Annotated in this window: 27 protein-coding genes and 3 tRNA genes; 11 read left to right on the forward strand and 19 right to left on the reverse strand. The window is 66.1% G+C overall.

Annotated elements, in window-relative coordinates; translation table 11 throughout:
• Positions 1-155: 155 nt before the first annotated feature.
• The 9 genes from PMI12_RS18415 to folC form a co-directional block, all read right to left on the reverse strand.
• Positions 156-232 (reverse strand) — tRNA-Asp (locus PMI12_RS18415).
• 69 nt (positions 233-301) lie between these two features.
• Positions 302-377: transfer RNA gene (locus tag PMI12_RS18420), tRNA-Glu, on the reverse strand.
• Positions 378-428: 51 nt separating this feature from the next.
• A tRNA-Ala gene (locus PMI12_RS18425) sits at positions 429-504 on the reverse strand.
• 36 nt (positions 505-540) lie between these two features.
• Positions 541-1,929 carry a glutamate--tRNA ligase gene (gene gltX, locus PMI12_RS18430; RefSeq protein ID WP_007835507.1) on the reverse strand — a complete coding sequence of 463 codons (1,389 nt, stop codon included), beginning with the start codon at positions 1,927-1,929 and terminating at the stop codon, positions 541-543.
• Between the two features lie 4 nt (positions 1,930-1,933).
• Positions 1,934-3,160 carry an O-succinylhomoserine sulfhydrylase gene (locus PMI12_RS18435; protein ID WP_007835509.1) on the reverse strand — a complete coding sequence of 409 codons (1,227 nt, stop codon included), beginning with the start codon at positions 3,158-3,160 and terminating at the stop codon, positions 1,934-1,936.
• 11 nt (positions 3,161-3,171) lie between these two features.
• Positions 3,172-4,674 (reverse strand): amidophosphoribosyltransferase, encoded by a 1,503-nt coding sequence (gene purF, locus PMI12_RS18440; protein WP_007835511.1) that lies wholly within the window; start codon positions 4,672-4,674, stop codon positions 3,172-3,174.
• Positions 4,675-4,686: 12 nt separating this feature from the next.
• The gene (locus PMI12_RS18445) at positions 4,687-5,172 is read right to left on the reverse strand and encodes a CvpA family protein (protein ID WP_007835514.1); all 486 of its coding nucleotides are present in this window, start codon (positions 5,170-5,172) and stop codon (positions 4,687-4,689) included.
• Between the two features lie 21 nt (positions 5,173-5,193).
• The gene (locus PMI12_RS18450; RefSeq protein ID WP_007835515.1) at positions 5,194-6,060 is read right to left on the reverse strand and encodes an SPOR domain-containing protein; all 867 of its coding nucleotides are present in this window, start codon (positions 6,058-6,060) and stop codon (positions 5,194-5,196) included.
• 61 nt (positions 6,061-6,121) lie between these two features.
• The gene (gene folC / locus PMI12_RS18455) at positions 6,122-7,429 is read right to left on the reverse strand and encodes a bifunctional tetrahydrofolate synthase/dihydrofolate synthase (RefSeq protein WP_007835517.1); all 1,308 of its coding nucleotides are present in this window, start codon (positions 7,427-7,429) and stop codon (positions 6,122-6,124) included.
• Positions 7,430-7,465: 36 nt separating this feature from the next.
• Here folC and PMI12_RS18460 point away from each other — a divergent pair, with 36 nt between their 5' ends.
• The 4 genes from PMI12_RS18460 (at position 7,466) to argG (ending at position 10,273) form a co-directional block, all read left to right on the forward strand.
• Positions 7,466-7,819, forward strand: a complete 354-nt coding sequence (locus PMI12_RS18460) for an ArsC family reductase (protein WP_007835518.1) — start codon at positions 7,466-7,468, stop codon at positions 7,817-7,819.
• Between the two features lie 58 nt (positions 7,820-7,877).
• Positions 7,878-8,462: a hypothetical protein gene (locus PMI12_RS18465; RefSeq protein WP_007835521.1), complete on the forward strand. Its 585-nt coding sequence runs from the start codon at positions 7,878-7,880 to the stop codon at positions 8,460-8,462.
• Between the two features lie 127 nt (positions 8,463-8,589).
• The gene (gene ppnP, locus PMI12_RS18470; RefSeq protein ID WP_007835522.1) at positions 8,590-8,916 is read left to right on the forward strand and encodes a pyrimidine/purine nucleoside phosphorylase; all 327 of its coding nucleotides are present in this window, start codon (positions 8,590-8,592) and stop codon (positions 8,914-8,916) included.
• A 16-nt stretch (positions 8,917-8,932) separates the two neighbouring features.
• A complete protein-coding gene (argG, locus tag PMI12_RS18475; protein ID WP_007835524.1) occupies positions 8,933-10,273 on the forward strand; it encodes an argininosuccinate synthase in 1,341 nt (446 codons plus the stop codon).
• 74 nt (positions 10,274-10,347) lie between these two features.
• Here argG and PMI12_RS29105 read toward each other — a convergent pair whose 3' ends face one another.
• Both PMI12_RS29105 and murB read right to left on the reverse strand, forming a co-directional pair.
• Complete coding sequence (locus PMI12_RS29105; protein ID WP_007835525.1) at positions 10,348-11,190, reverse strand: glycine-rich domain-containing protein; 843 nt, start codon at positions 11,188-11,190, stop codon at positions 10,348-10,350.
• A gap of 4 nt (positions 11,191-11,194) precedes the next feature.
• Positions 11,195-12,247 carry a UDP-N-acetylmuramate dehydrogenase gene (gene murB, locus PMI12_RS18485; protein WP_007835527.1) on the reverse strand — a complete coding sequence of 351 codons (1,053 nt, stop codon included), beginning with the start codon at positions 12,245-12,247 and terminating at the stop codon, positions 11,195-11,197.
• Between the two features lie 45 nt (positions 12,248-12,292).
• Here murB and PMI12_RS18490 point away from each other — a divergent pair, with 45 nt between their 5' ends.
• Positions 12,293-12,778 (forward strand): YajQ family cyclic di-GMP-binding protein, encoded by a 486-nt coding sequence (locus PMI12_RS18490; protein WP_007835529.1) that lies wholly within the window; start codon positions 12,293-12,295, stop codon positions 12,776-12,778.
• A 10-nt stretch (positions 12,779-12,788) separates the two neighbouring features.
• Entirely contained in the window at positions 12,789-13,433 is a 645-nt protein-coding gene (locus PMI12_RS18495) for a retropepsin-like aspartic protease family protein (RefSeq protein ID WP_007835531.1), read from the forward strand.
• Between the two features lie 10 nt (positions 13,434-13,443).
• On the opposite strand, the gene PMI12_RS18500 is transcribed toward PMI12_RS18495, so the two are convergent.
• From PMI12_RS18500 to PMI12_RS18515, 4 genes are read right to left on the reverse strand one after another with little or no spacing between them, the layout of a single operon-like run.
• Positions 13,444-13,797, reverse strand: coding sequence for a RidA family protein (locus PMI12_RS18500; protein ID WP_007835532.1), 354 nt, complete (start codon positions 13,795-13,797; stop codon positions 13,444-13,446).
• A gap of 7 nt (positions 13,798-13,804) precedes the next feature.
• On the reverse strand, positions 13,805-14,440 hold the full coding sequence (plsY, locus tag PMI12_RS18505) for a glycerol-3-phosphate 1-O-acyltransferase PlsY (protein ID WP_007835533.1): 636 nt from the start codon (positions 14,438-14,440) through the stop codon (positions 13,805-13,807).
• A gap of 53 nt (positions 14,441-14,493) precedes the next feature.
• Entirely contained in the window at positions 14,494-14,985 is a 492-nt protein-coding gene (locus PMI12_RS18510; RefSeq protein ID WP_007835536.1) for an aminoacyl-tRNA deacylase, read from the reverse strand.
• On the reverse strand, positions 14,982-16,043 hold the full coding sequence (locus PMI12_RS18515; RefSeq protein WP_007835538.1) for an aldo/keto reductase: 1,062 nt from the start codon (positions 16,041-16,043) through the stop codon (positions 14,982-14,984). The genes PMI12_RS18510 and PMI12_RS18515 overlap by 4 nt, the downstream gene beginning before the upstream one ends.
• A 126-nt stretch (positions 16,044-16,169) precedes the next feature.
• Between PMI12_RS18515 and PMI12_RS18520 the strand changes: the two genes are divergently transcribed.
• Positions 16,170-17,099, forward strand: a complete 930-nt coding sequence (locus PMI12_RS18520; protein WP_007835540.1) for an alpha/beta fold hydrolase — start codon at positions 16,170-16,172, stop codon at positions 17,097-17,099.
• Positions 17,100-17,358: 259 nt separating this feature from the next.
• On the opposite strand, the gene PMI12_RS18525 is transcribed toward PMI12_RS18520, so the two are convergent.
• The 4 genes from PMI12_RS18525 to PMI12_RS18540 are packed head-to-tail and all read right to left on the reverse strand — an operon-like array spanning position 17,359 to position 20,118.
• A complete protein-coding gene (locus PMI12_RS18525) occupies positions 17,359-17,709 on the reverse strand; it encodes a hypothetical protein (RefSeq protein WP_007835545.1) in 351 nt (116 codons plus the stop codon).
• Between the two features lie 25 nt (positions 17,710-17,734).
• The gene (locus tag PMI12_RS18530) at positions 17,735-18,562 is read right to left on the reverse strand and encodes a MetQ/NlpA family ABC transporter substrate-binding protein (protein WP_007835546.1); all 828 of its coding nucleotides are present in this window, start codon (positions 18,560-18,562) and stop codon (positions 17,735-17,737) included.
• 28 nt (positions 18,563-18,590) lie between these two features.
• Positions 18,591-19,253 carry a methionine ABC transporter permease gene (locus PMI12_RS18535; protein WP_007835547.1) on the reverse strand — a complete coding sequence of 221 codons (663 nt, stop codon included), beginning with the start codon at positions 19,251-19,253 and terminating at the stop codon, positions 18,591-18,593.
• Positions 19,246-20,118 carry a methionine ABC transporter ATP-binding protein gene (locus tag PMI12_RS18540; protein WP_007835548.1) on the reverse strand — a complete coding sequence of 291 codons (873 nt, stop codon included), beginning with the start codon at positions 20,116-20,118 and terminating at the stop codon, positions 19,246-19,248. Before PMI12_RS18540 ends, PMI12_RS18535 begins: the two co-directional genes overlap by 8 nt.
• Positions 20,119-20,357: 239 nt before the next feature.
• Here PMI12_RS18540 and PMI12_RS18545 point away from each other — a divergent pair, with 239 nt between their 5' ends.
• The 4 genes from PMI12_RS18545 to pepN all read left to right on the forward strand — a co-directional run bounded on the left by PMI12_RS18545 (position 20,358) and on the right by pepN (position 25,835).
• Entirely contained in the window at positions 20,358-21,170 is an 813-nt protein-coding gene (locus tag PMI12_RS18545; RefSeq protein ID WP_042673712.1) for a MetQ/NlpA family ABC transporter substrate-binding protein, read from the forward strand.
• A 206-nt stretch (positions 21,171-21,376) separates the two neighbouring features.
• Positions 21,377-22,481, forward strand: a protein-coding gene (gene prfB / locus PMI12_RS18550) for a peptide chain release factor 2 (protein WP_157632219.1) whose coding sequence is annotated in 2 segments (ribosomal slippage) — positions 21,377-21,457 and positions 21,459-22,481 — 1,104 coding nt in all. Because the reading frame shifts where the segments join, the coding sequence is not laid out codon by codon here.
• Positions 22,481-23,152: an HAD family hydrolase gene (locus PMI12_RS18555; RefSeq protein ID WP_007835554.1), complete on the forward strand. Its 672-nt coding sequence runs from the start codon at positions 22,481-22,483 to the stop codon at positions 23,150-23,152. Before prfB ends, PMI12_RS18555 begins: the two co-directional genes overlap by 1 nt.
• Positions 23,139-25,835 (forward strand): aminopeptidase N, encoded by a 2,697-nt coding sequence (gene pepN, locus PMI12_RS18560; protein WP_007835556.1) that lies wholly within the window; start codon positions 23,139-23,141, stop codon positions 25,833-25,835. The genes PMI12_RS18555 and pepN overlap by 14 nt, the downstream gene beginning before the upstream one ends.
• Positions 25,836-25,842 lie beyond the last annotated feature (7 nt).

The raw sequence follows: 25,842 nt of genomic DNA on the forward strand, positions 1-25,842 counted from the left end.
GGCTTGCGGCTTGCGGCTTGCGGCTTGCGGCTTGCGGCTTGCGGCTTGCGGCTTGCGGCTTGCGGCTTGCGGCTTGCGGCTTGCGGCTTGCGGCTTGCGGCCGCCACCAAAGAAAAAGCCCTTGCAAGTCATTGACTCGCAAGGGCTTCTGAGCTTGGCGGAGTGGACGGGACTCGAACCCGCGACCCCCGGCGTGACAGGCCGGTATTCTAACCAACTGAACTACCACTCCTGGTAGACAACGTTCACTCCTTGCGGAGCCAAGTGCTGACGACTTGTGCCTGCTTCACTTGCGCGAAACTGGCGACCCTACGGGGATTCGAACCCCGGTAGCCACCGTGAAAGGGTGGTGTCCTAGGCCTCTAGACGATAGGGTCAAAACCTTGGACGTGCTGCGATCAGCATCTCTAACCTTCTCGACACTTTGATGGTGGAGGTAAACGGGATCGAACCGATGACCTCTTGCATGCCATGCAAGCGCTCTCCCAGCTGAGCTATACCCCCATGTGGGTGTCGAGCCTCGAATTATAGCCCGATTTTTCAGGCCTTTTTCAATCGCTCGATAACTTTTTCGCGGGAAAAAATTTCGAGCACTGAATCGAGGGACGGTGTCTGCGATGTTCCCATCACAAGCACTCGTACTGGCATCGCCAACACCGGCATTTTCAATGCATGTGCGGCGAGAACTTCCTTGATGGTAACTGCGATTGAGGCCTTATCCCAGGTCACGCCCATCAATTTTTCAACGAGTGTTGCAATCGCGGGCTTCACTGCATCGGTGATGTGCTGCGCGCGATCGGCTTCGGTCACGTCGATGTCCGCATAGAACGCGGCAGCCCACCCCGCCAGCGCCACCGTGGTGTCGCAACGGTCCTTGAACAGCGCGCAGATCGCAGGCAAACGTTCATCGGCGACGATGCCGCGCTTTTGCAACTGTGCTGCAACAAGCGGGGAGAGCTCGTCGCCGCTCTTCGCCTTGATGTACTGCGCATTCACCCAGGCAAGCTTTGCCGCGTCCCACTGCGCGGGGCTCTTCGACAAGTGCGAGCCGTCGAACCAGCTCACCATCTGCTCGCGCGTGAAGAGTTCATCGTCGCCGTGGCTCCAGCCGAGGCGCGCGAGGTAGTTGAGCATGGCCTCGGGCAGGTAGCCGTTCTCTTCGTAGGCCGTGACGCTCACCGCGCCGCGGCGCTTCGAGAGCTTCTGTCCGTCGTCGCCCAGGATCACGGGCACATGGCCGAACTGGGGCAGCGGCGCACCAAGCGCGCGGAAGATGTTGATCTGCCACGGCGTGTTGTTGATGTGCTCGTCACCGCGGAACACGTGCGTGATGTTCATGTCCCAGTCGTCGACAACGACCGCGAAGTTGTACGTCGGCACACCGTCGGGCCGCAGGATGATGAGGTCGTCGATCTCGCGGTTGTTGATCGTGATCTCGCCCTTCACGAGGTCGTTCCACGTGACGTCGCCTTCGGGCGGGTTGCAGAAGCGCACCACAGGCGGCACGCCTTCGGGCACGGGCGGCAGCACCTTGCCTGGCTCGGGGCGCCAGCGGCGGTCGTACAAGGTCTTCTCGCCGCGTGCACGTTGCGCCTCGCGCATCTCCTCGAGCTCCGCGGGCGTGCAATAGCAGTGGTAGGCGGTGCCGGCCGCGAGCATCTGCGCGACGACTTCGCGGTAGCGCTCGAGGCGCTGCATCTGGTAGATCGGGCCTTCGTCGTAGTCGAGGCCAAGCCAATGCATCGACGCGAGGATCTGGTCGGTCGAGTCCTGCGTGGAGCGAGCCACGTCGGTGTCCTCGATGCGCAGCACGAACTCGCCGCCATGGTGGCGCGCATAGGCCCACGAGTAGAGGGCCGTGCGTGCCGTGCCCAGATGAAGGAATCCCGTGGGGGATGGTGCGATGCGGGTGCGTACTTTGCCGGTCATTTCGTTATCGTGGATTCAGGGTGCTCAGACCGCGCGCAATGTCGGCCTTGATGTCATCGGCGTGCTCGAGGCCGACCGCGAGGCGGATCAACCCCTGGCCGATGCCAGCCGCCTGGCGCTGCGCCTCGGTGAGGCGGCCATGCGAAGTGGTGCCGGGGTGCGTGATGATGGTCTTCACGTCGCCGAGGTTGGTGGCAAGGCTCACCACGCGCGTGCTGTTCATGACATGGAAGGCATTGGCGCGCGCCGTCTCGGGCGAGTCGCCGACCACGTCGAACGACACCACCGCGCCGCCCTGCCCCGACTGCTGCTGCATCGCCAGTTCGTGCTGCGCATGCGAGGCGAGCCCAGGGTAGTAGACGCGTGCGATGCCCGGCTGCTTCTCGAGCCATTGAGCAATGTCCATCGCGTTCGCGCAATGCGCCTTCATGCGGATGCCCAGCGTCTCGATGCCCTTGAGCACGACCCACGCGTTGAACGGCGCCAGCGCCATGCCGGCGGTGCGCACGATGGGCCCGAACACGTCGACGATGAGCTTCGAGGGACCGCAGATCGCGCCCGCCATCACGCGGCCCTGGCCGTCGAGGTGCTTGGTGCCCGAGTGGATGACGAGGTCGGCGCCCAGCGCCGCCGGACGCTGCAGGATCGGCGTGCAGAAGCAGTTGTCGACCGCCAGCAGCGCGCCCGCCGCATGCGCCACATCGGCCAGCGCGCGGATGTCGCAGACCTCGGTCAGCGGGTTGGTCGGCGTCTCGGCAAACAGCAGCTTGGTATTGGGCTTCACGGCTGCGCGCCATTCGGCCACGTCGGTCTGCGACACGAAGGTGGTCTCGACGCCGAACTTGGCGAACTCCTTGCCGAACAGGTTCAGCGTGGAGCCGAACACCGAGCGCGAGCAGACCACATGGTCGCCTGCCTTCAGCAGGCCCATGCACATCATGAGGATCGCGCCCATGCCGGTCGAAGCGCCGATCGCCGCTTCCGTACCTTCGAGCGCCGCGATACGCTGCTCGAAACTGGTCACGGTCGGATTCGAGGTGCGCGAGTAGGTGAAGCCCGGCTCGGTGCCAGCGAAACGCCGCATCGAGGTTTCGGCATCGGGCTGCACGAAGCCGCTGGTCAGGAAAAGCGCGTCGGAATGCTCGCCGTACTGGCTCGGCGCGAGCCCGGTGCGCAGCGCGAGCGTCTCCGGATGCAACCCGGGCGGCAGTGTTCGTTCTTCGTCGGTCACTTCGTCTGCTCTCACTCGCTGTGATTGGGAAGCGCGAGGCGCGAAGAATCCTCTTCGGTCTCTTCAACGCGGGGACGGTTGCCGTTCATGCGCGAGATGGCCTCGGTATCGATGTCGCCGGTCACGTACACGCCGTCGAAGCACGAGGCGTCGAAGCCGTCGAGCTTGGGGTTGAGCGAGCCGATCGCGCGCTTCATGGCATCGACGTCCTGGTAGATCAGCGCGTCGCAGCCGATCAGTTCGCGGATCTGCTCGACCGTGCGGTCATGCGCCACCAGTTCGCCCTTGGTCGGCATGTCGATGCCGTAGACGTTGGGGTAGCGCACCGGCGGCGCGGCGCTGGCCAGGTAGACCTTGCGCGCGCCGGCGTCACGCGCCATCTGCACGATTTCCTGGCTGGTGGTGCCGCGCACGATCGAGTCGTCGACCAGCAGCACATTGCGGCCCTTGAATTCGCTGGCGATCACGTTGAGCTTCTGACGCACCGACTTCTTGCGCACGCCCTGCCCCGGCATGATGAAGGTGCGGCCCACGTAGCGGTTCTTCACGAAGCCTTCGCGGTACGGCACGCCCAGCAGGTGCGCGAGCTGCGTGGCGCTCGGGCGGCTCGACTCGGGGATCGGGATGATCACGTCGATCTGGTTCGGCGGCACGGTCGAGACCACGCGCTTGGCCAGCGTTTCGCCGAGGTTCAGGCGCGCCTGGTAGACCGAGATCCCGTCGAGCACCGAGTCCGGGCGCGCAAGGTACACGAATTCGAAGATGCAGGGGTTCAGCGTAGGCGACTCGGCGCACTGCATCGAGTGCACCTTGCCTTCGAGGTCGATGAACACGGCTTCGCCCGGGGCGATGTCACGCTCGAACACATGGCCCGAGCCTTCGAGCGCGACCGATTCACTGGCCACCATCACGGCGCCGTCGGCGCTGCGGCCCATGCACAGCGGGCGGATGCCGTAGGGATCGCGGAAGGCGAGCAGGCCGTGGCCGGCAATGAGCGACACCACGGCGTACGAGCCGCGCAGGCGCTTGTGCATGTTCTTGACCGCGGCGAACACTTCGGCCGGGTGCAGCGGCACGCCGCGCGACGAGCGTTCGAGTTCGTGTGCCAGCACGTTGAGCAGCACTTCGGAATCGCTCTCGGTGTTGGTGTGGCGATGGTCGGTGGAAAACAGCTCCGCGCGCAGCGCATGCGCGTTGGTCAGGTTGCCGTTGTGCACCAGCACGATGCCGAAGGGCGCGTTCACGTAGAAGGGCTGCGCCTCTTCCTCGCTGTAGGCATTGCCGGCGGTCGGGTAGCGGACCTGGCCCAGGCCCACGCTGCCCGGCAGCGCGCGCATGTTGCGCGTGCGGAACACGTCGCGGACCATGCCCTTGGCCTTGTGCATGAAGAACTTGCGTTCCAGCAAGGTCACGATGCCGGCCGCATCCTGGCCACGGTGCTGCAACAGCAGCATCGCGTCATAGAGCAGCTGATTGACGGGTGCGTTGCTGACAACGCCGACGATTCCACACATGAACGATTCCTCTCAGGGCAGGTAGCTTGCCAACTTTTCAGGCAGCGCGGGTTTCAGGCCCTGCAATGCCGCATCGAGAACAATGGCGCTGCGCGATTCGTGCCACCAGGCACTGTCGCTCAACACCAGCAAATGAACAACGACGGCCAGCACGAGCAGGGCCACCGCGCCCCGCGCCGCACCGAACGCTGCTCCCAGAATCCGGTCCACCGGCCGCAGGCCCACGACCGTGATCAACTTGCGCGTGAGCGCCGCCACCAGGCCGACGCCGAACACCACCGCCACGAAGACCAGCACGAAGGCCAGCGGATAGCGCCAAGCCCCCTGCGGATCGCCGAACGGCAGCCATGCCGCCACGCCGGAAGCCAGCCACTGGGCGGCGATGAAAGCCGCCACCCAGCCGATCAGCGAAATCACTTCGAACACCAGCCCGCGCATCAGGCCGAACAGCATCGACACCCCGATGAGCGCGACGGCGATCCAGTCGAGCAAGGCCACGGCAACAGCAGGCGACGGCTCTTACAACGTGAGGATCGCAGCCGCCAAAGACAAGCCCTTGACCTTTTCCGCCGCGCGGTCGGCCTCGGCACGCGAACCGAAGGGGCCCACACGCACACGCGTGCGCTGCTCGCCGTCGGCCGTCTTGGCCACGTGCACGTAAGTCTTGAGGCCGGCCTTCTCGAGCTTCTGGCGCACTTCGCGCGCCTTGTCGGCATCGGCGAAAGCGCCGACCTGCACCACGAAGCGGCCGCCTTCATCGGCGGCGGGCTTCGGCGCGGCAGCCGTCGCGACCGGCTTGCCTTCGAGCAGCGCGCGGGCACGGGCAGCATCGCCCGAGTCGGCCGGCTTGGGCTTCGCTTCTGGCTTGGGTTCGGGCTTCGGCTTGGGCTCGGGTTTGGGTTCCGGCTTGTGTTCGGGTTTGGCCTCCGGCTTGGGCTTGGGCTCCGGTTTGGGATCGGGCTTGGGCTCGGCGGCCGCGACGGGTGGCGTGCTGGGCACGGGCCTGCCGGATTCGATCACCGTGCCGTCGGCGGTCTCGGTGATCATGCCGCCGGACGATGCCGAGGCCACGCGCGAACTGCTGCCGCTGTCTGGCGCTGCCGGCGCGGTGCTCGTGGTGGGCGCCGGCGCGGCGGGCACGGGCAACGGCTTGACCTTGTTGCGGTCGGGAATCTCGATGGGAATGTCGACCGACACGGGGCGCGGCTGTGTATCGAACAGCAGCGGAAAGCCGATCACGCCGAGCAGCACCAGCACCGCTGCGCCGAGCAGCCGGTGGCGTGCACGCCGACGCATGGTTTCGACACTTTCCGCGGGGACGGCGGCAGGGGCGCTGCGTCCTTCGTTGCCTTGCGGGCCGCGCGTGCGGAACTTGAAAAACGCCATGAAGTTCGATCCCTGAAGGAGTGCAGCGAGGTGGTGCCAGATGGTGTGGACAGCCCGACGATCAGCCGCCTGGCAGCAGGTGTTTGGCTTGCAGCCGGGGGGTGCCGTTTTCGAGCACGCCACCCACGGTGAAGAACGATCCGAAGACCACGATTCTATCAGCGGGCCCCGCCTGCCCGATGGCTGCGCGCAATGCTTCCATCGGGGCCGCGTACACGCTGCCCGAGGCGTCGGTTCGCGTGTTCTGCGCCTGCCAGCTGGCCAGCAGGTCGGCGGCCTTGGCGGCGCGCGGCGTGGGCAGGTCGGTGAAGTACCAGCGGTCGATCAGCGGCCCGATGCGCGCGAGGATCGGTGCGAGGTCCTTGTCGGCCATCACGCCGAATACGCCGTGCGTGGTGGGGTAGAAGCCCATCGCATCGAGGTTCTCGGCCAGCGCGGCCACGGCATGGGCGTTGTGCGCCACGTCGAGCACCAGCGCCGGTTCGCCCGGCACGATCTGGAAACGGCCCGGCAACTCGACCATCGCGAGCCCGTTGCGCACGGCCTGCGCGGTGATCGGCAACTGCGGCCGCAAGGCGTCGAGCGCCGCGAGCACGCCGGCCGCGTTGATGAGCTGGTTGGCCCCGCGCAGCGCCGGGTAGGCCAGCCCGCTGTAGCGCCGGCCACGGCCCGACCAGCCCCACTGCTGCTTGTCGCCCGACACGTTGAAGTCGGTCCCAAAGCGCCAGAGGTCGGCGCCGATCGCGTTCGCATGGTCGATCACGCTCTGCGGCGGCATCGGGTCGCTCACGATGGCGGGCTTGCCCGGCCGCATGATGCCGGCCTTCTCGAAGCCGATGCTTTCGCGGTCGGGCCCGAGGTATTCCATGTGGTCGAGGTCGATGCTGGTAATGACCGCGCAGTCGGCGTCGATGATGTTGACCGCGTCGAGCCGCCCACCCAAGCCGACTTCGAGGATCGCCACATCTGGCTTTTCCTCGGTCATGCAATGCAGGATGCCGAGCGTGGTGAACTCGAAGTAGGTCAGGGGCATGTCGCCCCGCGCCTTCTCCACCACTTCGAAGCTCGCTATCAGTTTGGAAGCATCGACGGCTTCGCCCTTGAGCCGCAGGCGCTCTTCGAAGCGCACGAGGTGCGGCGAGGTGAACACCGCCGTGCGATAGCCCGCGTGCGTGAGGATCGATTCGAGCATGGCGCAGGTCGAGCCCTTGCCGTTCGTGCCCGCCACCGTGATGACGGGGCAGTTGAAGCGCAGGCCGAGGCGCTGCGCCATTTCCTTGGCGCGCTCGAGCCCGAGTTCGATGTTCTTGGGATGGAGTTGCTCGGCGCGCGCGAGCCAGTCGTTAAGGGTTTCCATGGAGGCCGGCATTGTCGCCGACTGGCCGCCCGGGGCATCATCGCGGGCATGACAACCCTATACGGCATTCCGAACTGCGACACCGTCAAGCGCGCCCGCGCCTGGCTCGATGAACATGGCGTGGCCTACACCTTCCACGATTTCAAGAAACAGGGCGTGCCCGAGGCCGAGCTCGACCAGTGGCTGAAAAAACCCGGATGGGAGGCCCTGATCAACCGCAAGGGCACCACCTGGCGCAAGCTGGACGACGCCACCCGCGAGGGCGTGGTCGATGCCGGCTCGGCCCGCGCCGTGCTGCTGGCCAACCCCAGCCTGATCAAGCGGCCGGTGGTCAACTGGGGGGCGAAAAAACCCGTTACGACAGGGTTCGACGCCGATGCCTGGGCTGTCAACGTCGTGTAAACGCCGGAACCCGGCCTGCTGCCCGGCCTCCAATCCCGATCTGCAGGAGAAACACACCATGAATACGCATGTTTTTCGCACCCTCGCCGGGATTTCCGCGGCCGCAGCGTTGGCCGCCGGCACCGGGCTCGTGCACGCCCAGCAGAACCAGGTGGTCCAGGCCCGCGTGATCTCCGCCACGCCGATCCGCGAAACGACCGGCAGCGACGTCAACTACAACGTCACCTATGAATACAACGGCCGCCAGTACACCACCCGCATGAACAGTCGGCCCGGCGCGACCATTTCGATCCAGGCCAACGCCTACGGCGTGACGACCTCACCGGTGGCGCCGCAGCCGCAGCTGCAGCCTTATCCGGTCGAAGCCGACAACGGCAACGGTTATCCGCAGTATGGCGGCTCGCCATGGGACAGCGTGGTGCCCGAGCCGGGCGTGGTGGTCTCCGACGCTCCCGCGCCGGTCTACCAACCGGCGCCGGTGTATGCCGCTCCCGTCTACGTGCAGCCAGCCTACCCGTACCCCTATGCCTATCCCTACGTCTATCCGCCGGTCGGCATCTCGCTGAACCTCGGCTATTCGCGCGGCTGGGGCGGTGGCTACTACCGCGGCTGGGGTGGCGGATACCGCGGCTGGCACCGTTGAGCCGCTGGCCGACGGCCCAAGCCGCCTGAGCCCCTAAAATCGAGGACTTTTCCAACCCTTGACGGGTGCGCCGCCGGTGCGGTGCGTCCTCGATTTGCCGTCCGCTCCCCAGCGCCGGCGCTACCCAATGACGACGACTACCGACACTCTCAACAGCGCCGCAGTGGCCACCAAGGCCAATGTGTACTTCGATGGCAAATGCGTGAGCCACAGCCTCACGCTGGTGGACGGCACGAAGAAATCGGTCGGCGTGATCCTGCCGTCCACCCTCACCTTCAACACCGGCGCGCCTGAAATCATGGAAGGCACCGGCGGCAGCTGCGAATACCAGCTCGCGGGCAGCACCGAATGGATCGCCTCGGGTCCGGGCCAGAAATTCAACGTGCCGGGCAATTCGAGCTTCCAGATTCGCGTGGCCGGCGAGCCCTACAGCTACATCTGCCACTTCGGCTGAAACCGGACCTCCTGACATGTCGACCATCCTCCAAAACGTACCCGCCGGCCAGAAGGTCGGCATCGCCTTCTCGGGCGGCCTGGACACCAGCGCGGCGCTCCACTGGATGCGCAACAAGGGCGCGATCCCCTACGCCTACACCGCCAACCTCGGCCAGCCCGACGAGCCCGACTACGACGAGATCCCGCGCAAGGCGATGCTCTACGGCGCCGAGAACGCCCGCCTGATCGACTGCCGCGTGCAACTGGCCAACGAAGGCATCGCCGCGCTGCAGGCCGGCGCCTTCCACGTGACCACCGCCGGCGTCACCTACTTCAACACCACGCCGCTGGGCCGTGCCGTCACCGGCACGATGCTGGTGTCGGCCATGAAGGAAGACGACGTCCACATCTGGGGCGACGGCAGCACCTACAAGGGCAACGACATCGAGCGCTTCTACCGCTACGGCCTGCTCACCAACCCCAACCTGAAGATCTACAAGCCCTGGCTCGACCAGGTCTTCATCGACGAGCTGGGCGGCCGCGCCGAGATGTCGGCGTTCATGCAGAAGGCCGGCTTCGCCTACAAGATGTCGGCCGAGAAGGCCTACTCGACCGATTCGAACATGCTCGGCGCCACGCACGAGGCCAAAGACCTCGAGCACTTGAACAGCGGCATCCAGATCGTGCAGCCCATCATGGGCGTGGCCTTCTGGAAGGACGAAGTCGAAGTCAAGCGCGAGACCGTCTCGGTGCGCTTCGAGGAAGGCGTGCCCGTCGCGCTGAACGGCGTGCGCTACTCGAACCTGGTCGACCTGATCCTCGAAGCCAACCGCATCGGCGGCCGCCACGGCCTGGGCATGAGCGACCAGATCGAGAACCGCATCATCGAGGCCAAGAGCCGCGGCATCTACGAGGCTCCCGGCCTCGCGCTGCTGTTCATCGCCTACGAGCGCCTCGTCACCGGCATCCACAACGAAGACACCATCGAGCAGTACCGCGACAACGGACGCAAGCTCGGCCGCCTGCTCTACCAGGGCCGCTGGTTCGACCCGCAAGCCATCATGCTGCGCGAGACGGCGCAGCGCTGGGTGGCACGCGCCATCACCGGCGAAGTGACGGTCGAGCTGCGCCGCGGCAACGACTACTCGATCATGAACACCGAGTCGGCCAACCTCACGTACAAGCCCGAGCGCCTGAGCATGGAAAAGGTCGAGGGCGCATTCACGCCGCTGGACCGCATCGGCCAGCTCACGATGCGCAACCTCGACATCGTCGATACGCGCGAGAAGCTCGCGATCTACACGCAGGTCGGCCTGCTGTCGTCGAGCGAAGGTGCTTCGCTGCCGAAGCTGGCCAACGACGGCGACGCGAGCTGATCGCAGCGCCCTGTCTCCTCGGAGGCAGAAACGACGACGGGCCCCTCGGGGCCCGTTTTCCTGGTGCGCGGGTGTCAGTCCCCGCCGCCTCCGCCGCAGCCGCCGCCACACCCGCCCCCGCCGTCGGACGAGCCCCCGCCATCGCCGGAGCCGCCATCCCCGCCACTGCTGCTCGATTCGCTGCCGCCGAACCCGCCCGCATCGCCCGCACTGCCGCCATCCGACGATGACGATTCGCCGAAGCTGGTACCGCACTGGGCATCGGAGCCGATATGCCGCTCGACCGCCCGGCAATCGGGCACGTAGTGGAAGCCGCCCGCAATGGCGAACTTGATGTCCAGCGCAAACAGCAGCGGCAGCCGCGCCGGCTTGCGCGGATCGATGCTCTCCTCCTTGCAGGCCCAGTACCAGGTGCGGCGCAGGCCGTCGTTGCGCCGCGCGTCCTTGCCCAGCACCTCGGCCGGGCTGTGGTGCAGCATGGCGCCGAAGGCCGCCTTGCACCAGCTCTGGTAGCCCTGCGTGTGCAGGATGAACTCGTGCCACGCCGTGTCGACCACCTTCGAAGGCATGGCGACGAACTTGCGGTCGCTGCGCAGGTGCGACATGAAGAATTGGCGCAGGCCGCGCAGCACCAGTTCGGCGTCGCGCCGGCTCAGTTGCGGATGCGCCTCGCGCAGCTTGCCGATGAGGAACGGCGGCAGCCGGGCCTCGCGGATGAACTGGCGGCGCAGGCTGGTTTCGAGGAACTTGAGCACCGCCGAGAACAGCAGCGCCACCACGATCACGGCCACCACCGAACCCCAGCGGCGCGAACCCAGGAACACGGCGGCCAGCGCGACGAGCGGCACCGCCCGCCGGGCCCACACGAGGGCGCCGATGCGGCGGCGGAAGTTCAGGTGCAGGAAGTCGAGATCCATGCCGTCAGACAACCACCGGTTCCGGCTCCAGCCGGATGCCGAAGCGCTCGTACACGCTGGTCTGAATGGCCTTGGCCAGGGTCATCACCTCGCCGCCCGTCACCGGGTTCTCGCGGCCGCCGCGGTTGACCAGCACCAGCGCCTGCCGCTCGTACACGCCGGCATTGCCCACCGACTTGCCTTTCCAGCCGCAGGCGTCGATGAGCCAGCCGGCCGCAAGCTTGATGCTGCCGTCGGCCATCGGGTAGTGCACGATCTTCGGGTCACGCGCAATGATGTCAGCGCACTGCTCGGGTGTGACCGTCGGGTTCTTGAAGAAGCTGCCGGCGTTGCCCAGCACGCGCCAGTCGGGCAGCTTGGCGCGGCGGATGGCGCAGATCCAGTCGAAGATGTCCTGGGCGTCCGGCGTGAAGTTGCCGGTTTCTTCCATCTTGCGCTCCAGGTCGAGGTAGCCGACTACGGCCTTCCACGGCTTGGGCAAACGGAATCGCACCCGGGTGATCACCGCCCGGCCCGCCAGCCCGAAGTCGTTCGGGCCGCTGCGCACGTGCTTGAACACCGAATCGCGGTAGCCGAAGGCGCACTGCGCGGCATCGAGCGTGAAGCTGCGGCCGGTTTCCAGGTCGTAGGCGTCGAGCGACTCGAAGCGGTCCTGCAGTTCGACCCCGTAGGCGCCGATGTTCTGCACCGGCGAGCCGCCCACCGTGCCCGGAATCAGCGCCAGGTTTTCGAGCCCCGGGTAGCCGCTGCGCACCATCCATTCGACGGCGTCGTGCCAGTTCTCGCCGGCACCGGCCTCGACGATCCAGGCGCGCGGGGTTTCTTCCACCAGCCGCAGGCCCTTGATCTCGATCTTCAGCACCAGCGGCTTGACGTCGCCCGTGAGCACGATGTTGCTGCCGCCGCCCAGCACGAAACGGGGCGCATCGCGCCATGCCGCGTCGGCGTGCAGCGCGACCAGGTCGGCTTCGCTGGCGATGCGCACAAGATGCAGCGCACGCGCGACGATGCCGAAGCTGTTGTAGGGCTGCAGCGGGACGTTGGACTCCACGATCATGGGAGAATTGTCGCATCCAGCCCAAGTGAATTCAGGAGAGAGTCCATGCCGTCCTTCGATACCGTCTGCGAGCCCAACCTGCCCGAAGTGAAGAACGCGGTCGAGAACACCGCCAAGGAGATCGCAACGCGCTTCGATTTCAAGGGCACGGCCGCTGCCGTCGAGCTCAAGGACAAGGAAATCACCATGATCGGCGACGCCGAGTTCCAGCTCGTGCAGGTGGAAGACATCCTGCGCAGCAAGCTCACCAAGCGCAGCGTCGACGTGCGCTTCCTCGACAAGGGCGACGTCCAGAAGATGGGCGGCGACAAGGTCAAGCAGGTCATCAAGATCAAGAGCGGCATCGAGAGCGAGCAGGCCAAGAAGATCACCCGCATCGTCAAGGACAGCAAGCTCAAGGTGCAGGCCGCGATCCAGGGCGACGCGGTGCGCATCACCGGCGCCAAGCGCGACGATCTCCAGGCCGCCATGGCGCTCATCAAGAAGGACGTGCCGGACATGCCGCTCACGTTCAACAATTTCCGCGACTGAGCCCGGCCGCATGAAAGCGCTCATCGTCGCAGCGCAGCTGCTGGCTGCCGCTGCCGTGGCGCACGCCGCCGGCTCGGTGACCCTGACCGGCAGCATCGGCAGCCGCGCCATCCTGATCGTGAACGGCAACCCGCCCAAGACCATCGCGGTTGGCGAGAGCTACCAGGGCGTGAAACTGGTGTCGCTGCAGGCCGAGCAGGCCGTGGTCGAACTCGATGGCAAGCGCGTCAACCTGCGCATGGACACGCCGGTCAGCATCGGTGGCGGGGGTGGAACGGGCGGTGGGGGCAGCCGCGTCGTGCTGTCGGCAGACAGCCGCGGGCATTTCATGACACAGGGCGCCATCAACGGCCGGCCCGTCACTTTCATGCTCGACACGGGCGCCACGTCGATCGCACTGTCGGCCGACGATGCCCTGCGCATCGGGCTCGACTACAGCAAGGGCCAGCGCGTCGTGATGAACACCGCCAACGGGCAGGCGCAAGGCTACCGGCTGCGCCTGCAATCGGTGCGCGTGGGCGACGTCGAGGTCTACGACATCGACGCCATCGTCTCACCGCAGGCCATGCCTTTCGTGCTGTTGGGCAACAGCTTCATCAATCGCTTCTCGATGCGGCGCGACGCGGACCAGATGGTCCTCGAAAAACGCTATTGAAGCCCCGGTGTCAGGCCTGCGCGGCCGTTACGACGATCTCGATCTTGTAGGCCGCATTGGCCATCTTGGCCTGCACGGTCGCGCGCGGCGGCGTATTGCCGGCCGGAATCCACGCGTCCCACACCTCGTTCATGGCGGTGATGTCGGTGATGTCCGCCAGGAAGATCTGCGTCATGAGGATGCGCGACTTGTCGCTGCCGGCCTCGGCCAGCAGGCGGTCGACCATGGCCAGCACCTGCGTGGTCTGGCCGCGGATGTCCTGGGTGGTGTCGTCGGGCACCTGGCCCGCGAGGTAGACGGTGCCGTTGTGCACGGCCGTCTCGGAAAGGCGGGGACCGACGTGGAAGCGGGTGATGGAAGCCATGGTGTTTTCAAGCCTTTTTCTTCGAGCCGAGTTTCGACTCCGTGCCGGCCGCGAGCCGGCGGATGTTTTCGCGGTGCCGCCAGATCAGCAGCAGACTCATGACGATGATCGCGACCAGCACCGTGCGGTCGAGTGGCCACGCAATGCCGCCGCCAATCAGATAGTAAGCCGGTGCAAAGAAGGCGGCCGCCAGCGACGACAGCGACGAGTAACGAAAGAAGACCGCGACGATCAGCCACGTGGCGCCGGTCGCCAGCCCCAGCCAGGGCGCGATGCCCACCAGCACGCCCGCCGCGGTGGCCACGCCCTTGCCGCCCTGGAAGCCGAAGAACACCGGGTAAAGGTGGCCGAGGAACGCAGCCAGGCCGGCCAGGGCGGCGACATCCTCCCCCAACCCCCATTGCGCGCCGAACCGGTGGATGAAGAACACCGGCACCCAACCCTTGAGCGCATCGAGCAGCAGAGTGGCCAACGCCGCGCCTTTGTTGCCCGAGCGCAGCACGTTGGTGGCGCCGGGGTTCTTGCTGCCATAGCTGCGCGGATCGGCCATGCCGAGCGCCTTGCTCACGATGACCGCGAAGGACAGCGAGCCGATCAGGTACGACGCCACGATGGCGATGAGGGAAGGCAAGTTGAAACTCAAGGCGGCGCTCCGCGGAGATGGTTGTTGTTCTATCCGGCGACGACCGCCGCCGGCTATTCTGCCAGCGCACACTGCACGGGCTTCGCGCCCAGCAGCGCCACGCACACCTGCGGATCGATGCCGATCAGGTAGCCCCGGCGCCCGCCGTTGAGCACGATCTTCGGCAGTTCGAGAACGGTGGCCTCCACGTACACCGGCATCTCGCGCCGCGTGCCGAACGGCGACGTGCCGCCCACCATGTAGCCGCTGTGCCGCTGCGCCACCTCGGGCTTGCAGGGCTCGACCGACTTGGCGCCGATCTGCCGCGCGAGGTTCTTGGTCGACACCGTGCGGTTGCCGTGCATCAGCACGATCAGCGGCCGGGCGTCCTGGTCCTGCATCACCAGCGTCTTGATGACGGTGAACGGGTCGAGCCCGAGCATCTCGGCGCCGCGCTGCGCACCGCCGTGCTCGACGTACTCGTAGGGATGCTCCGTGAACGCGACCTTGTGCGTCCGCAACAACTGCGTTGCGGGCGTTTCGGACACGTGGGTCTTCTTGCTCACGCCGCCGGGTCGCGGATTTCCCAGCGGATCTTGTCGATCTCCGCCAGGATCTCGGGCGACAGCGTGGTGCCGTACGCGTCCAGGTCTTCTTCTAGCTGCGCCAACGAGGTCACGCCAATGATCGTGCTCGCCACCTGCCACTTCGTGTAGCAGAAGGCCAGCGCCAGTCGGGTCGGCGTCAGGCCGTTGTCGCGTGCCAGCTGGTTGTAGCGCCTGGCCGCACGCAGCGAATCGGGACGGCCCCAGCGCTGCTTGCGCACCGATTCATAGCTCGAGATCCGCGCACCCTTGGGCGCATCGGGCCCCTCGATGCCGCTCTGGTCGTACTTGCCCGTCAACAGGCCGAAGGCGAGCGGCGAATACGCCAGCAGCGACACGCCCAGCCGGTGCATCGTCTCGTCCAGCGCGTTCTCGTGCCCTCGGCTGATGAGGCTGTACACGTTCTGCACCGTCGCCACGCGCGGCAGCCCGTGCTGCTCGGCAAGCCGCACGAACTCGTGCACGCCGTAGGGCGTTTCGTTCGACAGGCCGATGGCGCGCACCTTGCCCGCCTTCACCAGCCTGCCCATCGCTTCGAGCTGCTCCTGGATCGGAGTCTGCGATGTTTCCTTCGCCGGGTCGTAGTAGATGTTGCCGAACATCGGTACGTGGCGTTCCGGCCAATGGATCTGGTAGAGATCGATGACGTCGGTCTTCAGCCGCTTCAGGCTGGCGTTGCACGAGGCCTCGATGTCGGCCGCCGTCATGCCATTGCCTTCGCGCACCCAGGGCATGCCGCGCGACGGGCCGGCCACCTTGGTCGCGACCACCAGCTTCTGGCGCGCGCCGGGGTTGGCGGCGAACCAGTTGCCGATGATGGTTTCGGTGACGCTGTAGGTTTCCTTGCGCGCGGGCACCGAGTACATCTCGGCGGTGTCGATGAAGTCGACGCCGCGCTCGAGCGAGCGACTCAGGATGGCGTGGGAGGTGGGCTCGTCGACCTGTTCGCCGAAGGTCATCGTGCCGAGGCAGATCGGAGTGACGTGCAGGTCGCTTTGACCAAGTTGGATCTTTTTCATGCGCGGGATGCTACCGCCCCGACCCGCAACCCGCTGGCCGTTGCACCAAAACCCGGGCATTCCGTGGCGGCCGGCTGTCGTGCGCCGGACTGCGTCAGCACAAAGGCCTCTTTATCATCGGCGCCCATGTACCAAGTCCTCCGCCCCTCCCGCAGCGAATTCGTGCCCGTGCGCAACCTCAGCTACCACGTGCGCCTCTGGGGCCAGCCCTCCGATGCGCGACCGCCGCTGGTGCTGGTGCACGGCTGGATGGACGTGGCGGCGTCGTGGCAGTTCGTGGTCGATGCAATGGAGCAGGAGCGCTTCATCATCGCTCCCGACTGGCGCGGCTTCGGCCTCACGGACGGTGGCGGCGTCGACAACTACTGGCTCGCCGACTACCTGGCCGACCTCGAATGGCTGCTCGACCACTACGCTGGCGAGGGCGACAACGCACGGCAAGTCGATCTCGTCGGCCACAGCATGGGCGGCAACGTCGCCATGCACTACGCCGGCGTGCGGCCCCAGCGCATCCGCCGCCTCGTCAACCTCGAAGGCTTCGGCATGCCCGCGCGCAAGCCCGAGGAAGCGCCCGCGCGCTACGGCCAGTGGATCGACGAACTCAAGCGCCTGCACCGCGGCGAGATGGCGCTGGCCAGCTACTCGGCCGTGGACGGCGTCGCGCGCCGCCTCATGAAGACCAACCCGCGCCTCACGCCCGACAAGGCCCAGTGGCTCGCCAGCCACTGGGCGGCCCACCACGCGCAGCCCGATGGCGGTGAGCGCTGGCAGATCCTCGGCGAGGCGGCGCACAAGATCGTCAACGCCCACATCTTCCGGGTCGACGAAACGCTTGCGCTGTATGCGCGCATCACCGCACCGCTGCTGATGGTCGAGGCCGCGGACGACAGCCTGCAGGGCTGGTGGAAGAACCGCTTCACGCTCGACGAATTCCATGAACGGCTGAAGTCGGTCGGCAACAGCCGCATCGAGCGCCTCGAAGACGCGGGCCACATGCTGCACCACGACCAGCCGCAGCGCGTGGCGCGGATGATCGAAGCGTTCCTGGCGGCCTGAGCCCGCCTCTTGTTCAGCCGCGGCTCGGCTCGCTGTCGAGGCTGTCCATCTGCGCCGCGACAATCGACGTGATCGTTCAGAGCCTCCGTTGATCGGCAAGCACCGGCAGCGTGCCCAGGTGCACAGGGCGTCGGGCGCTCCCCGCAGCGAAATAAAGAAAGGAGGCGGCGGAAGGCCGGGGGGACATTCGCGGTGGGCAGTACCCGGCGGCCTGTGCACGCGCCCTGAACAAGAGCGCACCACACCCGCGCCGCCGCCTCTACTCTTCGTCAGCGTCGTTGCCCGTCAGCGAGAGAACTTCTTCGACGAAAGCCTCGAAGAGCGGCAACGAAGCAGGCAAGGCGTCGAAAGACTCAACCTCGCCCGCATCGAAGAAGTGCGGCTTGCCGTCCGGCACCGACACCCATTCGCCGGCCTCGACAAGCAGCCCCAGGTAACCGTCGGCGGTCGGCACATAAAACAGCCCGGCGCTATCCAGCACGCGCTGCCCCTTCTTCTTGCCACGCCCCCAACTCACGCCCTGCCCGGCCAGGTGCTCGGTGATCCAGCCGTCGCACACATGCGTGTCGCGCCAGCTTCCTTGGGCATCGAATACGGCGAGCACTGGCATGGGGCGTCCTTTGTTGTCTGCGAAGTTACTGCAGGAAGCTGGGCTTGGCGTAGCCCTGGAACTTGCTGTCGACCACCGCCTTGAACTCCTTCGACCGGTAGGCCTCGGCGATGTCCTTGGCCCACTGCGTGTTCTTGTCGGCGGTCTTCACGGCTACCACATTCAGATAGTAGTCCGGCGTTTTCTCCAGCACCACGGCTTCGGTGAGCTTCAGGCCCGACGAGATCGCGAAATTGCCGTTGACGATGGCGTACTCAGTGTCGCCCAGCGAACGCGGCAGTTGCGCGGCTTCGAGCGGAATGAACTTCAGCTTTTTCGGGTTCTCGGCCACGTCCTTTTCCGTCGAGCGCAACACGTCGATGCCGGGCTTGAGCGTGATCAGCTTGTTCTGCTCCAGCAGCACCAGCGCTCGGGCCAGGTTGCTCGGGTCGTTCGGCAGCGTCACGCGGTCGCCCTCCTTCACGTCGGCCAGCGTCTTGCGCTTGGTCGAATACACGCCCATCGGGGCGATCGGACCCTGCACCAGTTCGGCCAGGTCGAGCTTCTGGTCGGCCGCGAACTTCTTCAGGTAGACCTGATGCTGGAAGAAATTGGCGTCGAGCGAGCCCTGGGCCAGTGCGAGGTTGGGCTGCACGTAGTCGTTGAACTCGACCAGCTTCACCTTGTAGCCCTTCTTCTCGAGGATGGGCACGATGCCGGCCTTGAGCTGGTCGGCGTTGGAGCCGGCGGTGCCGCCGATCACGAGGTTCTTCTTGGCGGGGTCTTGCGCGTGGGCCTGCAGCGAGAGCCCGCCGAGCGAGACGGCAGCCAGGGACAGGGCGAGAACGGAACGGCGCAGGAATGCGGTTTTCATGGGATAGGGAAAGCTGAGAAAAAAAGAATCAACGCTTGTCCAGCCTGCTCGCCGTGGTGTTGCCCACGAATTGCAGGATCTGTACGAGCACCACGAGCAGCGCCACGGTGAGCACCATCACGTCGGTCTGGAAACGGTAGTAGCCATAGCGGATGGCCAGGTCGCCGATGCCGCCACCGCCCACCACACCGGCCACCGCCGAGTACGAGAGGAAGCTCACGGCCAGCACCGTCAGCGCCAGCACCAGGCCCGAACGTGCCTCGACCAGCAGCACGCGCCATACGATCTGCAGCTCGGTCGCGCCCATGGCATGCGCCGCCTCGATCACGCCGCGCGGCACTTCGCGCAGGCACTGGTCGACCAGCCGCGCCAGGTACGGAATGGCCGCGAACGACAGCGGCACCGCAGCCGCAAGCGGCCCGATCGACGTGCCCGCAATCACCCGCGTGAACGGCACCAAGGCCACCAGCAGGATGATGAAAGGGAACGAACGCACCGTGTTCACCAGCCAGTTGAGCACCAGGAACGCGGGCTTGTTCTCCAGCGACTGGCCGGGGCCCAGCAGGAACAGCAGGATGCCCAGCGGCCCGCCGATGAGCACCGCGGCCGAGAGGCCGATGGCCAGCATCATGAAAGTCTGGCCGGTGGCGACCCACAGCTCCGGGAGGATGGGGGCGATGTTCTCAAACATAGGCCGCCTCCAGCGCGTTGCGCTGCACCGAAGCCGGACGCGGCACGACCGGCAGGCGCGCCTCGCGTTCGCGGCGACGCACCAATTCGTCGATCTCGCGGCCCAGCGCGGTCTTGCGCTCCTCGCTCGGTGCATCGATCGCGAACTGCTCCACGAGCCGGCCCTTCTCGAGGATGGCCACGTTGCGGCACAGCACCTCGACCACCGACAGCTCGTGCGTGACGATCACGATGGTCACGCCGATCTTCTGGTTGATGTCGCGCAGCGTCTCCAGCAGCGAGCGCGTGGTTTCCGAGTCGAGCGCAGAGGTGGGCTCGTCGCACAGCAGCACCTGCGGGCGCGGCGCCAGCGCGCGGGCAATCGCCACGCGCTGCTTCTGCCCGCCCGAGAGCTGGGCCGGGTAGGTGTCGATCTTCTCGGCCAGGCCCACAAGCGCCAGGCACTCGCGCACACGGGCATCGATCTCGGCCTTCGAGTGGCGGCCGTGAATCTTCAGCGGGAAGGCCACGTTGTCGAACACCGTGGCGTTCTGCAGCAGGTTGAACTGCTGGAAGATCATGCCGATGTTCTGGCGCGTGTCGCGCAGCTCGCGGCGCGAGAGCGTGGTGAGGTCGCGCCCGCCGACGAGCACCTTGCCCGCATCGGGCCGCTCCAGCAGGTTGATGAGACGCAGCAGTGTCGATTTTCCGGCACCGCTCTTGCCGATCAGGCCGAACACGTCGCCCTGGTGGATGTCGAGCGAGAGCGAGTGCACGGCGTCGAACACCTCGCCGTTGGGCAAGGCGAAGGACTTCTGCACCGATTGAAGACGGATGACTGGCGCCGCGTGAATGTCGCGGCCCGCGTCAGGCGTAGGTTGGGTCATGGAAAAAAGGCGCGGCCCGCGCGGCGCGCTGGTCGCGTAGGTTCGCGAAAAAGTGTCGAGTATGAAAAGAAAGGCAACGAAAGGGAACGAACAAATCGGCGCTTGCTTATGCCTCTGAACACATAAGGGCACAAAGGTGTGACCCGATAGGCGCCATATGGATATGCGCATTGGTTCGTTTCCAAACGGCGTCCGCAATGCCACATTCGCGCCTTCTTTTTTTGATTTCGCACAACAACATGCACAGCACTTTTCGCCGCCGCTCCCTCGTCCTGGCCACGCTTGCCGCCGCCCTCCTTGCCGGCAACACCGCCTTCGCGCAGGACAAGAACACGCTCAAGGTCGGCGTCTCCGTCGGCAACGGCGAGCAGATCTTCGAGGTGGTCAAGAAGGTCGCCGCCAAGGACGGCCTGAACATCCAGGTCGTGGTTTTCAACGACTACCAGCTGCCCAACGCAGCGCTGGCCTCGGGCGACCTCGACGCCAACGCCTTCCAGCACCAGCCCTTCCTGGACAACCAGAACAAGGCGCGCGGCTTCGACATCGTGCCCGTGGGCCTGACCATCACCGCACCGCTGGGCTTCTACTCGCACAAGATCAAGGCCGTCGACCAGCTGCCCAACGGCGCGACAGTCGGCATCCAGAACGATCCGTCGAACGGCAATCGCGCGCTGTTGCTGTTGCAGCAGGCCGGCCTCATCACGCTGAAGCCCGAGGCGGTGAAGAACAACACCGCCACGCCGCTCGACGTGGTGACCAACCCGAAAAAGCTGAAGCTGGTGGCGCTCGACGCAGCCCAGCTGCCGCGCTCGCTCGACGACCTGACCATCGCCGCCATCAACAACGACTACGCCGAGAAGGCGGGTCTGTCGCTGAACAAGGACGCCGTCATCAAGGAAGCCGCCAAGAGCCCGTACGCCAACCTGATCGCGGTGCGCCGCGCCGACAAGGACAAGCCCTGGGCCAGGCGCCTCGTGGCGGCTTACCAGTCGCCGGAGGTGAAGAACTTCATCGAGACGCAGTTCAAGGGTTCGCTGATCCCCGCGTTCTGATTTTTCGGGGTATTTCCCCCTCCCCCGCTGGGGGAGGGCTGGGGTGGGGGCACGGCGGCGCATCCATGGAGCGCCCTGCCCGCCCCCATCCCAGCCTTCCCCCAGAGAAGGAAGGAGCAATACAGGGCCTCCGCAAGGCAGGTTTTCGGAGCGTGAGAAAATGTCGGGTTCCCCCCGAACACCAACCCTCACAGTCAGGACACCCCATGGACGCAGAACAGATCAACCAAATCGGCGCAATGCTCGCGGACCTGAGCGTTCGTACGGTCGATTTACGGAGGTATCTTTGACTACGATGCCAAAGCTGAACGACTGAGGACAGTCAACGCATCGCTCGAAGACCCGAACGTCTGGAACGACCCGAAGAAGGCCCAGGAACTGGGCAAGGAAAAGAAGTCGCTCGACGACGTGGTCATCACGCTCGACCGGCTCACCAACGGGCTCTCGGACAACACCGAGCTTTTCGAGATGTCGAAGGAAGACGGCGACATGGACGGCCTGCAGGCCATTGCCGATGACGCCGCCACGCTCGAAGCCGACATCAAGCAGCTCGAATTCCGCCGGATGTTCAACAACCCGGCCGATCCGCTCAACGCCTTCGTCGACATCCAGGCCGGCGCCGGCGGCACCGAGGCCTGCGACTGGGCCAGCATGCTGCTGCGCCAGTACCTGAAGTACGCCGAGCGCAAGGGCTTCAAGACGCAGATCGAAGACGAAACGCCCGGCGACACCGCCGGCATCAAGGGCGCGACCATCAAGGTCGAGGGCGACTACGCCTTCGGCCTGCTGCGCACCGAGACCGGCGTGCACCGCCTGGTGCGCAAGTCGCCGTTCGACTCGTCGGGCGGGCGCCACACGAGCTTTGCCAGCATCTTCGTGTACCCGGAAATCGACGACTCCATCGAGATCGAGATCAACCCTTCCGACGTGCGCACCGACACCTTCCGCGCCAGCGGCGCCGGCGGCCAGCACATCAACAAGACCGACTCGGCCGTGCGCCTGACGCACATCCCGACCGGCATCGTGGTGCAGTGCCAGGACGGCCGCAGCCAGCACAGCAACCGCGACGTGGCGTGGAAGCGCCTGCGCTCGCGCCTGTACGACCACGAGATGCGCAAGCGCCAGGAAGAGCAGCAGAAGCTCGAGGACAGCAAGACCGACGTGGGCTGGGGCCACCAGATCCGCAGCTACGTGCTGGACAACAGCCGCATCAAGGACCTGCGTACCAACGTCGAAGTCTCGGCCACACAGAAGGTGCTGGACGGTGATCTCGACGTGTTCATCGAAGCTTCGCTGAAGCAAGGCGTCTGATGAAGGTCGAAGCGCTGATCTTCGACATGGACGGCACCATGATCGACTCCATGCCCTGGCATGCGCGATCGTGGGTGGAGTTCGTGGCACGCCACGGGCTGAAGCTCGACGTGAGCGACATCCTCGCGCGCACCACGGGCCGCACCGGCACCGAGTGCATGCGCGAGCTGTTCGAGCGCGACCTCTCCGACGCCGAGTGCCAGGTGCTGGTGCACGAGAAGGAAGAAATCTACCGCGCCATGTTCAGCGACAACTTCACCGAAGTGGCGGGCTTCTCCGCCTTTGCCAAGGCGGCTGTCGCGCGCGGGCTGAAGGTGGCGGTCGGCACGGCCGGCGACAGGCACAACATCGAGTTCGCCATGTCGCGCCTGAAGATGGACCCGCTGCCGCTGGCCATAGTGGGCGGCGATGAAGGCTTCAGCGGCAAGCCCACGCCCGCCATCTTTCTCGAAGCTGCACGCCGCATCGGCGTTGCGCCCGAACGCTGCATCGTTTTTGAAGACGCGCCCTTCGGCATCGAAGCCGCCCGCCGCGGCGGCATGCGTGCCGTGGCCGTATGCAGCACCCATACCGCCGCCGAGCTTGCCGGCCCCCATGTGATTGCCGCGGTTCGCGACTACGACGAACTCGCCCATTCGAATTTTCTGGAGACACTCGATGATGTTGCGTGACGCTCAAGGGCAACCGATTGCCATTCGCCGTGAAGACTATGCCGCTCCGGCCTACTGGATCGACACCGTCGACCTCACCTTCGACCTCGACCCCGCCAAGACCCGCGTGCTCAACCGCATGCAGATGCGCCGCAACCCCGAAGTGCCGCTGGAGCCGCTGCGCCTGCAAGGCGACGAACTGAACCTGGCGCGCGTGCTCGTCAACGGCCAGGGTGCGTCGTTCCGCATGGAAGGCGACCAGCTCGTCATCGACGGCCTGCCCGACGCGTTCGAGCTCGAAATCTTCACCACCTGCTGCCCCATCAAGAACACCAAGCTGATGGGCCTGTTCGTGAGCGAAGACACCTTCTTCACGCAGTGCGAGGCCGAGGGCTTCCGCCGCATCACCTACTTCCTCGACCGTCCGGACGTGATGGCGATGTACACCGTGACGCTGCGCGCCGCCAAGGCCGCCTACCCGGTGCTGCTGTCGAACGGCAACCTCGTCGAGCAGGGCGACCTGCCCGAAGGCCGCCACTTCGCGAAGTGGGTCGACCCGTTCAAGAAGCCCAGCTACCTGTTCGCCCTGGTGGCCGGCAAGCTGGTGGCACGCGAGCAGCGCATCAAGGCGCGCAGCGGCAAGGAACACCTGCTGCAGGTGTACGTGCGCGCCGGCGACCTCGACAAGACCGAGCACGCGATGAACTCGCTCATCAACTCGGTGCTGTGGGACGAAGCCCGCTTCGGCCTGCCGCTGGACCTCGACCGCTTCATGATCGTGGCCACCAGCGACTTCAACATGGGCGCCATGGAGAACAAGGGCCTGAACATCTTCAACACGAAGTACGTTCTGGCCAACCAGGCCACCGCCACCGACGCCGACTACAGCAACATCGAGAGCGTGGTCGGCCACGAGTACTTCCACAACTGGACCGGCGACCGCGTCACCTGCCGCGACTGGTTCCAGCTCTCGCTGAAAGAAGGCCTCACCGTCTTCCGCGACCAGGAATTCAGCCAGGACCTGTGCGCCGACGCCTCGGCCCGCGCCGTCAAGCGCATCGAAGATGTGCGCGTGCTGCGCACCGCCCAGTTCCCGGAAGACGCGGGCCCGATGGCCCACCCGGTGCGGCCCGACAGCTACATCGAGATCAGCAACTTCTACACCGTCACCATCTACGAGAAGGGTGCCGAGGTGGTGCGCATGATGCAGACGCTGGTCGGCCGCAAGGGCTTCGAGCGCGGCATCACCCTCTACTTCGAGCGCCACGACGGCCAGGCAGTGACCTGCGACGACTTCGCGCAGGCCATTGCCGACGCCAACCCCGATTCGGAACTGGCCCGCCTGCTGCCCCAGTTCAAACGCTGGTACAGCCAGGCCGGCACGCCGCGCCTCGCGGCCCACGGCGTGTACGACGCGCAGAGCCGCAGCTACACCCTGAGCGTGGTGCAGAGCTGCCCGCCCACGCCGGGCCAGCCGACCAAGGAGCCCTTCGTCATTCCGCTGAACGTCGGCCTCCTCGACGCCAGCAGCGGCCGCGAACTGCCCCTGCAGCTCGAAGGCGAGAGCGAAGCCACACACGGCACGCGCACCGTGGTGCTGTCGCGCGCCGGCGAGCAGATCACCTTCACCGGCCTGGACGCCGAGCCGGTGCCTTCCATCCTGCGCGGTTTCAGCGCGCCGGTGATCCTCGACTTCGAGTACACCGACGCCCAACTGCTCACCCTGCTGGCCAACGACCCCGACCCGTTCAACCGCTGGGAAGCCGGCCAGCGGCTGGGCCTGCGCGCCGCGCTGCAGGGCATTGCCGCCCTGGCCACCGACGCCACGCCGGTGCTGAACGACGCCTACATCGACGCCATGCGCAGCGTGCTGCGCAACCCGCAGCTCGACGCCGCCTTCAAGGAACTGGTGCTCACGCTGCCGTCGGAAACCTACATTGCCGAACAGCTCGACGTGGTCGACCCGCAGCGCGTGCACCTCGTGCGCGAAGCCATGCGCGCCCAGCTGGCCACCGCCCTCTTTGCCGACTGGCAGTGGGCCTATGAAGAGCACCACGACACCGGCGCCTACAGCCCCGACCCGACCTCGTCGGGCCGACGCGCGCTGGCCGGCATGGCGCTCAACTTCCTGTGCCTGGCGGCGCGCGCCTCGGGCGACGCCGTGTGGCCGGGCAAGACGCTGCAGCGCTTCAAGGACGCAGGCAACATGACCGACCGCTTCAACGCGCTCAACGCGCTGGTATCGTCGGGCCACACCCTGGCGGCGCAGGCACTGGCGCGCTTCCACGCCATCTTCAAGGACGAGGCGCTGGTCATCGACAAGTGGTTCTCGCTGCAGGCCGGCGCCAGCGACCGCGGCGGCGACATCCTGCCGCTGGTGAAGCAGCTGATGAAGCACCCCGACTTCTCGCTGAAGAACCCGAACCGGGCGCGCAGCGTGATCTTCAGCTACTGCAGCGCCAACCCCGGCGCATTCCACCGCCCCGACGCGGCCGGCTATGTGTTCTGGAGCGAGCGCGTGATCGAGCTCGACGCCATCAACCCGCAAGTGGCTGCCCGCCTCGCCCGCGCACTCGACCGCTGGAGCAAGCTGGCCGAGCCGTACCGCAGCGCCGCGCGCGAAGCCATCGCCCGCGTGGCCGCCAAGCCCGACCTGAGCAAGGACACGCACGAAGTCGTGACCCGCGCCCTGGCGGGAAACTGAAGCAACC

The sequence above is a fragment of the Variovorax sp. CF313 genome (assembly GCF_000282635.1).
Classification (GTDB): Bacteria; Pseudomonadota; Gammaproteobacteria; order Burkholderiales; family Burkholderiaceae_C; genus Variovorax.